Raw genomic sequence first — 12,293 nt, forward strand, 5'->3', positions numbered from 1 at the left:
TGCTCCGGCTTGATGAGTGGTCGTAGTCCTAGGGTGCGTCAAGTCCGCGCTGACGCACCGACGCACCGGTTGTTCATGGTGCGTCAGCGCTGCGCTGGACGCATCCTACGCTTAAACGCCGATCCCGGCTTGCCGTCCCAGGAGCCAGGCCAGGATTCCCTTCTGCACGTGCAAACGGTTGGCGGCTTGCTGCACGACGATGCTTTGTGGGCCGTCGATCACTTCGTCGGTCACCTCCTCGCCGCGGTGGGCGGGAAGGCAGTGCATGAAATAGGTTTCAGGCACTTCGGCCATGAGCGCGGCATTCACTTGATAACCCAAGAAATCGCGGCGCCGCTTGGCGCTCTCCGCCTCCTGCCCCATACTGGCCCAGACGTCGGTGTATACGGCGATCGCCCCGCGGACCGCCTCGGCGGGACTGTCGGTCACGTGAAAATCAAGCCGCGGAATCTGCTTCTTCAACTGCTTGAGATAAGCGGCGTCGAGGCGATATCCGACCGGTGTGGCCATGACGAACCGCATGCCGACTAGCCCGCAGCCTTCAAGCAAGCTGCGGCTCACGTTGTTGCCGTCGCCGATGAAGGCGAGTGTGTGCCCGTTGAGCGATCCGATCAATTCTTTCAGCGTGTAGAGGTCGGCGAGCGCCTGGCAGGGATGCGCGAAATCCGTGAGGCCATTAATTACCGAGCAGGTGCAATACTGTGCCAGCTCGACTACCGTCTCATGCCGCTTCGCCCGCACGACGATCGTATCGACATATTGGCTGAGCACGCGGCCGAAATCGGCGATGCTCTCGCGCGAGCCGAAGCCCGTGTCGTTTCCCAACAGCAAGCTTTGCCCGCCGAGATTGATCATCCCGGCCTCGAAGCTCACGCGGGTGCGCATCGACGGCTTCTCGAAGAGCAGGGCCATCACCCGGCCCGGCAACAGCGGCTCGCGCAGCCCCTGGGCATACTTCGTCTTGAGGTCCTCCGTAATCGCGAAGATTCGCTCGATTTCGCCGGAGGAGAGATCGGTGACGGATATCAGATGACGCATTTTTGTCGAGGTCTAAGGAGTATCTCGAAAGTGAACTCTCGAATCCGAGTTGGTCGTAAAATCAGCGACGATTACTCCCTCTCCCTCTGGGAGAGGGCCGGGGTGAGGGGAAGTTTCAGTCGACTCGCGATTCCCCTCACCCTAACCCTCTCCCAAAGGGAGAGGGAACCAAATCTCACCGCCCGCGGCTTGCTAATTGCCGCTCGCCACTCGTTACTTCCCACTCGACACTTGCTGAAGAACTTCGGCGAGGATGTCACAACCCTCGTGGGCTTGCTCGATGGAAAGGTTCATCGCGGGCAACAGCCGCAGCACCGTCCCTTGCGTACAGTTGATCAACAGCCGGCGCTCCATGCAGGCCTTCACGACCGGCGCCCCTTCGACGGCCAGCTCGATGCCGATCATCACTCCCAACACGCGCACGTCGCGGATGACATCGCACTTCCCGCGGAGCGATTCGAGCCGCGCGCCGAATACTTCGCCAAGCTGCCGAGCATGTTCGAGCAGATTCTCCTGCTCAATCATCTCGATCGCCGCGATGCCGGCCCGAGCCGCGATCGGATTGCCGCCGAAGGTGGCCGCGTGCATTCCCGGGCGGAGGCTGGGAGCGATTTCGGCTGTCGTGAGCAGCGCGCCCCCGGCGATGCCGCCGCAGAGCGCTTTGGCGAGCGTCATGATATCGGGTGTCACGCCGAAATGCTGATAGGCAAACCATTGCCCCGTCCGGCCGCAGCCGGTCTGCACCTCGTCGAAGATCAGCAGCAGGCCATTGTCGGTCGCCAGTTGCCGCAGCCCGGCCAAAAAGCCTTCCGGCGCGATTTGCACGCCTCCCTCACCTTGCACCGGCTCGACCATGATCGCGGTTGTTTCCTTGTCGATCAACCGGCGGACGGCTTCGAGATCGCCAAACGGAGCATACATGAATCCGGCCATCAGCGGGCCGATTCCTTCGTGGTATTTCGGCTGGGCGGTGGCGGAAGTGGCGGCGAGCGTCCGCCCGTGAAAGCCTCCGCGAAAGGTGATGATCTTGTAGCGTTCCTTCGGCGTGTGCAAACGAGCGAGCTTGATGGCCGCTTCGTTCGCTTCGGCTCCGGAGTTGCAGAAGAACGCCTGCCCGCCAAAGCTCCGCTCGGCCAGCGCCTGCGCCCATTGCCCCTGGGCCTCGGTGTACCACGTGTTCGGCACGTGGATCAGCGTGGCCACTTGCTGCTGCACGGCCCGCACGACCGGCTCGGGGCAATGCCCTAGCAAATTGCAGCCCCAGCCGGGAAAGAAATCGAGGTAGCGATTGCCGTCGCTATCCCAGACGTGCGACCCCTCGCCGCGCACCAGCACGACAGGGAACCGCGCGTAATTAGGGACTACGTACTTCCGAAACTGCTCAATCGTTTCTTCACGAACCGATGTGCCGGCGGTAGCCATGGTTTTCTCCGTTCAACTGTCTCTAACCATTTCGGTCCCCACGCCTTGGGTCGTGAAGATCTCCAGCATCAAAGAGTGCCGGAGGCGGCCGTCGATGATGTGAATCTTGCGGACGCCTTTGTCCAGCGTTTCGAGCATCGCCTCGACCTTTGGAATCATCCCCGACTCGATCGCCCCGCCGCGGATCAGTTCGCGAGCCTGAGAAGCTGTAAGTGAATCGATCAGCGTTTCGGGTTCATCCTTTTTTCGCCGCACTCCGTTCACGTCGCTCAGAAAGACGAGCTTTTCGGCACCGAGCGCCTGGGCGACCGCCGTAGCGGCCGTGTCGGCATTGACATTCAGCTTCTCGCCGTCGGCGCTAAGGCACATCGACGGAATCACAGGCACCGTTCCAGCGTAACACAAATTGTCGATTGTCGTGCGGTCTACGCGGGTCACGCGGCCAACGTGCCCCAGATCGATCCGCCGCCCCTCGGGATCCTCAAGCTGAATCCGCTCGCCGAATAGGACGTTCGTCGAGCGAAAATTGAGCGGCATCGCCCGGCCGTTGAACTCCTCGATGCGCGCGGCGATCGTTTCGTTAGTCTCATAGGCCAGCACCTGCTCGACGATGTCGCGGGTGGCGTCGTCGGTGTATCGCCGCCCTTGAATGAACCGGGGCTGCAACCCGGCAGCATCCATCGCACGGCTGATCTTTGCCCCGCCGCCATGGACTACGACCACGCGCATCCCCACCGTCTCCATGAACACCACGTCGAGGAGGAGATGTTGCAGGGCGGTTTCGTTTTCCATGACGCTGCCGCCGAGCTTGATCACGGTGACCTTGTCGCGGAAGCGGCGGATCCAGCCCAGGGCCTCGATCAGCACGTCGGCCTTTTGAATGGCCTTTTTTTGGGTCGTTTCCGGCAAGAATCGGCTCTCCAGGCGTTGCCGGCTGAACCGGCGAGAAAAATCGGGCGTATTAGCGTATGATTGCCGTGGCCCTGAGCGCAGCGTGCGAAGGACAGTGGAAAACATGTCATTCTAAGACCGGCATTTGGTGTGTCAACGCAGAGAGGTCTATTGCAACTGGTTTGCATTTAGGCTAGCCTGGGCTTTATGAGACTTCGCGACCAATCATTACTGCCGAGCCGACGCGGCTTTACGCTCGTCGAGTTGCTGGTCGTCATCGCCATCATCGGCATTCTCATCGCGCTTTTGCTCCCAGCGATCCAGGCCGCCCGCGAGTCGGCTCGCCGGATGCAGTGCAGCAACAATCTGAAGCAGATTGGCCTGTCGATGCACAACCACGAGACGGCGTTACGAGTGTTTCCCTCCGCGTACCAAACCCTTCCCGGCGGCGTAATGGGAATGCCCGATGCGAACGGCGACGCCGGCCCCGGATGGACCGGCCTCTTCCAACTTCTTCCTTATATTGAAGGCGCGAGCACGGAGAAGCAATTCAACCGGAGTCGGCCCTCGTGGGACGCGAGCAATGCCGCCGCGGCCAAGACGGTCATTGCTGCGTACCGCTGCCCTTCGGTGGGCGATCCGTCGCTCACGTACCTTGTGAAAGACAGCGGCGGAAAGCAATTGGCTGAGTTCTCCCGATCGCACTATGTGCTCTGCGCCGGCCGGCACGATATTTGGACTGATCCTCGCCCCGATCTAAGCGGTATCGCCGACGGCGTGTTCTTCCGCAATAGCCGCATTCGGGTCAAGGACATCACCGACGGCACTAGCCACACGATGTTTGCCGCCGAGCAAACTCCGACGCATAGCGATTCAACGTCGGTCGGAATCGTTCCGGGGGCGGCGACTTGTCCGACGCCGCGATACGTGGCCGCCGGTTGCGACGTCGCGGCGCCGCAAATCAATTACCATAGTGGGCCGGGGCTCTTCGAAACTCCGCCGACGATCAAGCCGCCGAACGACGTCTTTCCCGGCTACGTGGACGAGACGCACTCGGATCATCCTGGAGGTTGCAATGTTTTGCTGGGAGACGGCAGCGTGCGGTGGGTCTCCGACTTGATCAATCAATTGGTCTGGGAAGCGATGGCGACTCGCGCTGGTGGGGAGCCGGTCTATGAAACCGAATGAACGACGAAACCGCGGTCGCGCGCTATTGGTTTTTTCATTGCTGCTTTTTGCGCCGCTCGTCTCCGGCTGTGGCAAGCCGCCGCAAGTTCCTGCTGACGCCGGCCAGCTCATCGGATCACTTCGCACGGCCATTTCTGCGCAGAAGAAGGATTGGCTCGACGCCAATGCTAAGCTCGTCGATGAAAAGCACAAGCAAAACAAGCTCACCGACGAGCAGTACGCCGAATTCGAGTCCATCATCGTGCTAGCCCGCGATGGCAATTGGTCGGCCGCCGAGAAGGAAGTGCTCCGGTTCGCCCAGGCGCAACAGCCCGGAAGTTGAGATCAGACGACGCGAATCTTCGACGGCCTACATCTGCCGCCCGCTCGCCCGTCTGCTATAATCCGAGTTTCGCATCCCCTTAAGAACCCGCGCAAAACCGCCGGGGACTGTCCCCATTTTGCGCAGTCCGCGGAGCAAAACTGGGGACTGTCCCCTTCTCCCAGGCGGTTTTCCGCGGGTACTAGACGAAACTCAGCGGATTCCATGTTTCCGACAGTGGCAGTCGTGCTCGCGGCAGGCAAGGGAACTCGGATGAAATCCGAGTTGCCGAAGGTTTTGGTCCGCGTCGCGGGACGGCCGATGATCGAGTATGTGCTCGACGCGCTCGCGGCGGCCGGAGTGCAGAACACGATCGTCGTGATCGGCTACCGCGGCGATCTGGTCCGCGAGGCGCTGGCCCGCCGGCGAGGGATCACGTTCGTCGAGCAGAAGGAACAACTGGGCACCGGCCATGCCGTGATGGCCTGCCGCGAGGCGCTTGAGCCTCACGATGGCGCGGTGCTCGTGGTGACGGGGGACTCGCCGCTGATGCAAAGCACATCGATTGCCGCGTTGCTCGAGGAATTCGAGCGCACGCAGCCGGCCTGCTTGCTCGGCACGGCCCGTCGCTCCGATCCGGCCGGGTTGGGACGAATCGTGCGCGACGCCGCGGGCCAATTCCGCGGCATTGTCGAGGAGCGCGACGCCACGCCCGACGAGCGCCGCATCAATGAAGTGAACATGAGCTGCTATGTTTTCGATTGCCGTGAACTGCTGCATGCTCTTGGCAAAATCGGCCGGCACAACGCCCAGGGGGAATACTACCTTACCGATTGCCCCGGCGTTTTGCTGACCGAAGGAAAGCTGGTCGAGGCACTGCCGGTGCTGCAACCGTGCGAGGCGTTGAGCATTAACACAGTAGACGAGCTGGCGGTCGTCGAGCGAGAATTGATGAAGCATTGCGAAGGAAGAATGATGAAACACGAATGACGAAAACGTAGGGTGCGTCAAGTCCGCGCAGACGCACCGAAACCACTCCCGGCGGTGCGTCTTCGCAAAGCCTTGACGCACCCTAAGGTTACCGCTTGCGACTAATCCATGAATGACCTCAAGATTTTCTCCGGCCGTGCGAATTCCGAGCTGGCGCAGCGCATTTGCGAGTATCTCGGATTGTCGCTCGGCAAAATCTCGACGGGGAATTTCCCGGACGGCGAAATCTCCTGCAAGATCGACGAGGACGTTCGCGGCCGCGACGTGTTCTTGCTCCAGCCCACCTGCCCACCGGTCAACGAGAACCTGATGGAGCTGTTGATCATGATCGACAGCTTCAAGCGGGCCAGCGCCTTCCGCGTCACCGCCGTCGTGCCGTATTACGGCTATGCCCGGCAGGACCGCAAAGACGCCGGCCGCGTGCCGATCACGGCCAAGCTGGTGGCAAACATCATCACCCGGGCCGGGGCCGATCGCGTGCTGGCGATGGACCTGCACGCCGCCCAGATCCAGGGCTTTTTCGACGTTCCCGTGGACCATCTCTATGCCGCCCCGGTGCTCAGCGATTATTTCCAATCGCTCGGCTTCAAGCGCGACGAGATCGTCGTGGTCAGCGCCGACGAAGGAGGCATCAAGCGGGCCCTCGGCCATGCCACTCGGATGGGCGTGCCCCTGGCCGTCGTCGACAAGCGCCGCACGAGCGCCGACGTCACCCGGCAGGAAAACATCATGGGCGCCCCGGTCCGTGGAAAAGTCATCTTTATGTTCGACGACATGATCAGCACGGCCAGCTCGATCTGCGGGGCGGCCAAGGCGCTCGATCTGGCCGGCGCCCGCGAGATTCACGTCGCCGCGACGCACGGTCTCTTGGTCGGCCCGGCAATCGAGCGACTCGAGGAAGCGCCGATCTCCTCGGTGGCCATCACCGACACCATTCCCCTGCGACTCAAGACCGTGCTCCCCAAGATCAAGGTCCTCAGCGTCGCCGCCCTGCTCGGCCAGGCGATCAAGCGCATCCACCGCAACGAATCGGTGAGCGGGCTGTTCGTGTGAGCCGCCGCGTGGCACTGGCCAGCAACGTCGGCCAGTGTCGGCGCCATCACCGCGGCGAGCCGCATGTCGCTTCCTACTATCTTTGCATTCCTACGGTTCTCGCGAACATGACGAACGTGATCCAATGTCCGGGTTGCAGCCAACGTTACCAGGTGGGCATCGAAATGGCCGGCAAACGGCTCAAATGCAAGAAATGCGGAACGATCCTTACGATTCCCGCCGCCGGAACGAAAGAACCCAACGACTCCGAACTTCGCGTCGCCGATCTTCTTGAAGACGATTTGCCGTCGCCCATTTCATCGCCTTCGGCATCCGCGCCGACGGCGCCACCTCGGTCTTCCGAAAACCCCTACGAACCACCGGCCTCCGCAACGCCGGCGCGGCGGCGCAGGTATCGATTGTACGAAAACGTGCCGTGGTATCGAATGAGTTCCACCAATACGATCTTCGTGTTAGTCGGATGGTTCCTATTCCCGCCGCTGCTCTGGTGGACCTGCATCAATCTTGTCACCGGAGACGTGTACTACAATGAAACGCAGGATGGTGAGCTGAAGAAGTGGTCGAAGGCGAATAAAGTGGTCGCCGTGATCCTCCTTTTGCTCAATATTCTGTTTTACGTTCCGTTATTAATTGGACTCGCGTCGCTCGTGATCAGAGGACATCGTTAGGCATCGTTAGTGGATCAGGCAAAGAGCACTCTGTGGGAACGGTGGAAGGAACCCGTAAGCCCAAGCGTTAGAGCATGCTCGGTGATGGATTGAAGTCCACTGCGGCGGGGTCGTCGTCGGTTTGCGGTTGGTCGGAGTGGCTCCATCCCTGGTAGCCCGCGAGCGGGCTTCCTTGCTCGAATTTGTGAACTCCGTCATGCACGGACAACGTGGCCCAGTTCACGTAGGCAAGCAATTGCTGCTCCGAGCCGAAGGTGGCCACAAGTTTTCGCGGCACTCCCGATTTCGATCCGTAGAGGTAGTGCATCTGAATCGGGGAGGTCGAGAAGGTCGGTCAAACGAGGATACTACGTCGGCTCTCGCTAATCGAGGCGAGCCGCTACTGCAAGTCTCGCCAAAGAACCGCTAAAATGCAATCGACATTCCGCACCGCGATCAGAGACGCGTGATCACGAGTCGTGGTGCGACAGCTTGAACCAATCGAAAAATCCCCATGTTGGCCCACCTGCGACTCACGAAACGAGAACGAATCCCCGAACTCATGGACGATCCCGCGCTCGATGAACGCCGCCACATCCAGGCGCTCGACGGGCTCTCGTGACTGAACCGCTTGAGCGCCAGTGCCCACATCGTTTGGCCGTCGCTTGAACGGCTGAGCCGTCGGACCAGTGAGCCGATTCGCGTGCTCGACATCGCGACCGGCGGCGGCGATATCCCGATCGCGCTATGGCGTCGCGCCAAGCGAAGCCGACTGCCAATTGAAATCTCCGCGTGCGATTTCAGTCGCCGGGCGATTGAGGTTGCCAGACGGAGAGCCGAGAAATCGGGCGCCGAGATCGAGTTCTTCTCGCGCGACGTGCTGGCCGAGCCGCTGCCTGATGGATTCGACGCCATCATTTGTTCGCTGTTCCTGCATCATTTGTCCGACGACGACGCGGCCAGTTTGCTCGGCCGCATGGCCGAAGCGAGCCGGCGACTCGTGCTGGTGAACGACCTGCGGCGTTCGACCCCGGGCTTGCTGCTGGCCTACGGTGCGACGAAGCTCGTCACACGATCCGACGTCGTTCGCGTCGATGGCCCGCTTTCGGTGCGGGCCGCATTCACGATCGCCGAAGCGAAAGCAATCGCTTGCCGCGCCGGGCTCGACGATTGCGATATTCGCCCACGCTGGCCGTTCCGATTTCTGTTATCCTGGTGGCGTCATGATCGCTCCTGAGACACTGCCGAGAGACCACGCTTGCGTAAATGGCCGGGGAGATACCTTCTCTCTCCGGGCGTCGTCCCCAGGAATGCCGTTGGAAAAACGTGGGGACGTCCCGTTCGCCGTCGGCCGATTAGACGATGCGTCTCGCCGAACCTGGGACGTGATCGTAATTGGAGCGGGACCGGCCGGCGCCGTGGCGGCACGGCAACTCGCGCGGCTCGGGAAATCGGTGCTGCTCGTCGATAAGGCGTCGTTTCCGCGCTATAAAGTGTGCGGTTGTTGTTTGAATGCGACTGCCGCGGAAGTGTTCGAGCGGATTGGCCTGGGACATCTTCTTCGAGGATTGGGCGCGCGGCCGATCGATCAATTCGCACTGGCATCCGGCGGCCGAGTCGTTTCGTTGCCGCTTGTCGACGGCGGCTTCTCCGTCTCGCGCGAAGCACTTGATGCCGCACTAGTTCGAGAAGCGATTGTCTGCGGCGTCGAGTTCATCGACGGAGTTCAGGCCCGATTGAGCGGCGAAACGGCCAACGGACGCACCGTGCAACTGTCCCGCGATGGACGGGCGGTGCAGATTGCGACAAAGGTCGTAATTGCCGCGGACGGCTTGCGCGGGAGCCTCTTGGACGCTTCCCCTGATTTTCACCGAATCGCCACGCCCGATTCGCTCGTCGGGATTGGAACGACGCTGGAAGCGGCGCCTCAGTATTTCCGCGCCGGCACCATCTACATGGCTGTTGCCCAGGGTGGTTACGTCGGGCAAGTCCGTCTGGAAGATGGGCGGCTCGACGTGGCGGGGGCAGTCGATCGACGATTGCTAGCAGATGCCAACGGTCCCGCGCAAGCGGCGAAGCAAATCGTGGAAGCGGCCGGCTTCCCCTGGCCCAGCGAACTGTCCGCGCTAAAATGGCACGGAACTCCGCCGCTCACGCGAAGGCTAGCTCGCGTCGCCGGCCGGCGGCTGTTCGTCATCGGAGACGCGGCGGCATACGTTGAACCATTTACGGGAGAAGGCATGGCTTGGGCGATGCTCTCAGCTTGCGCAGTCGCGCCGATTGTCTCCCAATCGGTCGAGCACGATTCGCCGCGGCGCTTGGCGGACCGGTGGGAAGCCGCGCACCGGCAACTGCTAGTGAGGCGAATGCTCGTTTGCCGTGGAATTGGCAAATTGCTTCGCTCGCCGCGATTAGCGCGCGCGGCGATTGTCGCGCTACATCATTTTCCGTCGCTCGCCGCTCCGCTGGTCCGCTATTTCTCCGCTCCGCCACCGCGATTCGCAGTCCGTGCGCTCGATCGCCTCGACGTGATGACCATCGTTTGAATCTTGCACCGTATGACGCTCGCCATCCTCGGAATTGGCACCGCTGAACCGGCCTACTCGATCGCCCAGACAGAGGCGGCCGATCTGGCGAACACGTTCTGCCTCGCGACGCCGGAGCAGGCCCACACGCTGCAAGCCCTGTATCGGCGCACTCGAATCGAGCGACGCGGCAGCGTGCTCCTGGAGCAGCCCGATGGAGCGCTGCCGCGACAGACGTTCATGGCGCCGGCCGTCAGCGAGGAAGATCTGGGACCGACGACGGCCGCACGGATGGAGAGATTCTCCGAGGAAGCGCCGCCACTGGCGCTGGCCGCCGCCCGCGCGGCGCTTGCCCGCTCGGCTGTCGCAGCCCAAGACATCACGCATTTGATTACGCTCTGCTGCACCGGGTTCGTCGCGCCGGGCTTCGACGTGCGGCTGATCAAGGGGCTGAAGCTCTCGCCGGAAACTGCCCGAACGCACGTCGGTTTCATGGGCTGCCACGGAGCGCTTAACGCCGTGCGCGTGGCGTCGGCATTTGCCGGTGCCGATCCCCAGGCGCGGATTCTGATTTGCGCCACCGAATTGTGCAGCTTGCACTATCAATATGGCCACGGCTCCGAAAAACTGGTGGCCAACGCGATCTTCGCCGACGGGGCCGCGGCCCTCGTCTGCCGAGCGGCGGATTCATCGCCCGCGTCCGGTTGGCGACTGGCCCGCAGCGGCTCGCATCTTTTCGCCGGCTCGGAAGACGCGATGTCGTGGCGGATCGGCGATCATGGTTTCGAAATGACCCTTTCACCGCGGGTGCCGGAACTGATCGCATCGCAATTGCGCCCCTGGATCGAATCGTGGCTCGCCCGCGATGGCATGACGCTGTCGGACGTGCAATCCTGGGCCGTGCATCCGGGCGGCCCGCGGATCGTCAGTCAAGTGGCCTCAGGTCTTGGACTGCCCGATGACGCAACCTTCATCTCTCAACAAGTTCTCAAAGACTGCGGCAACATGTCGTCCGCGACGATCCTCTTCATCCTCGAGCGGCTCATGGCGCAAGACGCGCCACGACCGTGCGTGGCGCTCGCGTTCGGACCGGGACTCGTCGTCGAAGCGGCGCTGTTCGGCTAGCGCGTCGAACAACTCCGATCGCGCGCATCAACCCGCCAAGTTCCCGTCGCTCGTCCATCGCGAGCGACGATTGCTTCGGCGTGGAGCGCGCAGGTGGGGCAGATGTGCCAGGGGATGCCGTAAAGTACAGCGCCGATCGGACGGCTGTCGGCCTGCGGCGTTTCGAGCACGAGATGCTCTTCGCTGTGCATGATCACCGTCGCGTCGGGCAGATCGGACCACACGACGCGCGTGCCGACTGGATCGGCGGCGACGGATTTGTGACCGAGGTCGAGGCAGAGCCGGTTCTTGCCCGGCTTGCTCACCACGCGGCTGAGCACGACCGCCGCTTCAAGGAATTCGAGATCGGGGAGCGATAGCCTGGAACCGGCGTCGAAGAACACGCACGTGCCGGGGCTGCACTGGCGGTCGGGATGGCGGGCGTGGAAGGGGAACGTCGGAGTGCCCCCCGCAACAAATCGCGGCACCGGCAGGCCTTCGGCGACCAGTTGATCGCGCAGCGCGATCGCCGGCGTCATTGCGGCGTCACAGGCTACTTCACGCTGGGCCGCGTCGCGATCGCGAATCTGACCGTCATAAGCGTGCAACCCGCCGGGGACGAGATTCGGCATTCGCGAGATCGCGCGATATAACTTGACCGCCTCCGCGCCCTGTCGCAGGCCGCTTCGGCCCATGCCAACATCCAAGTCGAGCAGCACGTCGAGGCTACAACCTGACTCGTGGCAAGTCGCGGAGAGTTGCCGCGCGATACCGGCGTCGTCGACGATGGTCGAGAATCGGGTGCGCCGAAATCGCTTGGCAAGTGCGGCGAGCTTGCCGATCTTTGGCCCAACCGGTTGATGTGCGAGCAAGATGTCCGTCGCCCCGGCGCGGGCCGCCATTTCGGCCTCGGCCAGCGTCGCACATTTGCACTTGGTGATGCCGGCCTCCACTTGCATCCGCACGACCGCCGACATCTTGTGCGTCTTGATGTGCGGGCGCAGTCGATCGGCGCCTCCGGCGATTGCGATCATCCGGCGAAGATTCTCGGCGACCCGCTCGGGATAGACTACCAGCGCCGGTGAATCCACCTCGGCCGCGTTTTCGAGTTCGTACCACCGGTCGGACATGTTC

Annotated in this window: 13 protein-coding genes; 8 read left to right on the top strand and 5 right to left on the bottom strand. The window is 62.2% G+C overall.

Annotated elements, in window-relative coordinates; all coding sequences use genetic code 11:
* Positions 1–111: 111 nt before the first annotated feature.
* The 3 genes from argF to argB form a co-directional block, all read right to left on the bottom strand.
* Positions 112–1,038, bottom strand: a complete 927-nt coding sequence (gene argF / locus VGY55_16745; GenBank protein HEV2971627.1) for an ornithine carbamoyltransferase — start codon at positions 1,036–1,038, stop codon at positions 112–114.
* Between the two features lie 213 nt (positions 1,039–1,251).
* Entirely contained in the window at positions 1,252–2,460 is a 1,209-nt protein-coding gene (locus VGY55_16750) for an aspartate aminotransferase family protein (protein HEV2971628.1), read from the bottom strand.
* A 12-nt stretch (positions 2,461–2,472) separates the two neighbouring features.
* Positions 2,473–3,369, bottom strand: a complete 897-nt coding sequence (argB, locus tag VGY55_16755) for an acetylglutamate kinase (protein HEV2971629.1) — start codon at positions 3,367–3,369, stop codon at positions 2,473–2,475.
* 189 nt (positions 3,370–3,558) lie between these two features.
* Here argB and VGY55_16760 point away from each other — a divergent pair, with 189 nt between their 5' ends.
* The 5 genes from VGY55_16760 to VGY55_16780 all read left to right on the top strand — a co-directional run bounded on the left by VGY55_16760 (position 3,559) and on the right by VGY55_16780 (position 7,551).
* Positions 3,559–4,539, top strand: a complete 981-nt coding sequence (locus tag VGY55_16760; GenBank protein HEV2971630.1) for a DUF1559 domain-containing protein — start codon at positions 3,559–3,561, stop codon at positions 4,537–4,539.
* Positions 4,526–4,861: a hypothetical protein gene (locus VGY55_16765; GenBank protein HEV2971631.1), complete on the top strand. Its 336-nt coding sequence runs from the start codon at positions 4,526–4,528 to the stop codon at positions 4,859–4,861. The genes VGY55_16760 and VGY55_16765 overlap by 14 nt, the downstream gene beginning before the upstream one ends.
* A 204-nt stretch (positions 4,862–5,065) precedes the next feature.
* The gene (locus tag VGY55_16770) at positions 5,066–5,830 is read left to right on the top strand and encodes an NTP transferase domain-containing protein (GenBank protein ID HEV2971632.1); all 765 of its coding nucleotides are present in this window, start codon (positions 5,066–5,068) and stop codon (positions 5,828–5,830) included.
* A gap of 108 nt (positions 5,831–5,938) precedes the next feature.
* Positions 5,939–6,883, top strand: coding sequence for a ribose-phosphate pyrophosphokinase (locus tag VGY55_16775; protein ID HEV2971633.1), 945 nt, complete (start codon positions 5,939–5,941; stop codon positions 6,881–6,883).
* A 107-nt stretch (positions 6,884–6,990) separates the two neighbouring features.
* Positions 6,991–7,551 carry a hypothetical protein gene (locus tag VGY55_16780; GenBank protein HEV2971634.1) on the top strand — a complete coding sequence of 187 codons (561 nt, stop codon included), beginning with the start codon at positions 6,991–6,993 and terminating at the stop codon, positions 7,549–7,551.
* Between the two features lie 67 nt (positions 7,552–7,618).
* Here the strand turns inward: VGY55_16780 and VGY55_16785 are convergent, their stop codons facing one another.
* Positions 7,619–7,858, bottom strand: coding sequence for a hypothetical protein (locus tag VGY55_16785; protein ID HEV2971635.1), 240 nt, complete (start codon positions 7,856–7,858; stop codon positions 7,619–7,621).
* A gap of 303 nt (positions 7,859–8,161) precedes the next feature.
* On the opposite strand from VGY55_16785, the gene VGY55_16790 reads away from it, so the two are divergent.
* The 3 genes from VGY55_16790 (at position 8,162) to VGY55_16800 (ending at position 11,180) form a co-directional block, all read left to right on the top strand.
* A complete protein-coding gene (locus tag VGY55_16790) occupies positions 8,162–8,767 on the top strand; it encodes a methyltransferase domain-containing protein (GenBank protein ID HEV2971636.1) in 606 nt (201 codons plus the stop codon).
* Positions 8,768–8,915: 148 nt separating this feature from the next.
* Entirely contained in the window at positions 8,916–10,076 is a 1,161-nt protein-coding gene (locus tag VGY55_16795; protein HEV2971637.1) for an FAD-dependent monooxygenase, read from the top strand.
* A gap of 12 nt (positions 10,077–10,088) precedes the next feature.
* Positions 10,089–11,180, top strand: coding sequence for a type III polyketide synthase (locus VGY55_16800; protein HEV2971638.1), 1,092 nt, complete (start codon positions 10,089–10,091; stop codon positions 11,178–11,180).
* Here the strand turns inward: VGY55_16800 and VGY55_16805 are convergent.
* Positions 11,177–12,289 (bottom strand): D-TA family PLP-dependent enzyme, encoded by a 1,113-nt coding sequence (locus tag VGY55_16805; protein ID HEV2971639.1) that lies wholly within the window; start codon positions 12,287–12,289, stop codon positions 11,177–11,179. The genes VGY55_16800 and VGY55_16805 overlap by 4 nt on opposite strands.
* Between the last annotated feature and the right edge of the window lie 4 nt (positions 12,290–12,293).

This window comes from Pirellulales bacterium, from assembly GCA_035939775.1.
Classification (GTDB): domain Bacteria; phylum Planctomycetota; class Planctomycetia; order Pirellulales; family DATAWG01; genus DASZFO01.

Excerpts from the sequence above, each read along its gene's own strand:
- argF (HEV2971627.1), bottom strand. The coding sequence starts at position 1,038 with ATGCGTCATCTGATATCCGTCACCGATCTCTCCTCCGGCGAAATCGAG.
- VGY55_16750 (HEV2971628.1), bottom strand. The coding sequence starts at position 2,460 with ATGGCTACCGCCGGCACATCGGTTCGTGAAGAAACGATTGAGCAGTTT.
- VGY55_16760 (HEV2971630.1), top strand. The coding sequence starts at position 3,559 with ATGAGACTTCGCGACCAATCATTACTGCCGAGCCGACGCGGCTTTACG.
- VGY55_16765 (HEV2971631.1), top strand. The coding sequence starts at position 4,526 with ATGAAACCGAATGAACGACGAAACCGCGGTCGCGCGCTATTGGTTTTT.
- VGY55_16770 (HEV2971632.1), top strand. The coding sequence starts at position 5,066 with ATGTTTCCGACAGTGGCAGTCGTGCTCGCGGCAGGCAAGGGAACTCGG.
- VGY55_16775 (HEV2971633.1), top strand. The coding sequence starts at position 5,939 with ATGAATGACCTCAAGATTTTCTCCGGCCGTGCGAATTCCGAGCTGGCG.
- VGY55_16780 (HEV2971634.1), top strand. The coding sequence starts at position 6,991 with ATGACGAACGTGATCCAATGTCCGGGTTGCAGCCAACGTTACCAGGTG.
- VGY55_16785 (HEV2971635.1), bottom strand. The coding sequence starts at position 7,858 with ATGCACTACCTCTACGGATCGAAATCGGGAGTGCCGCGAAAACTTGTG.
- VGY55_16800 (HEV2971638.1), top strand. The coding sequence starts at position 10,089 with ATGACGCTCGCCATCCTCGGAATTGGCACCGCTGAACCGGCCTACTCG.
- VGY55_16805 (HEV2971639.1), bottom strand. The coding sequence starts at position 12,289 with ATGTCCGACCGGTGGTACGAACTCGAAAACGCGGCCGAGGTGGATTCA.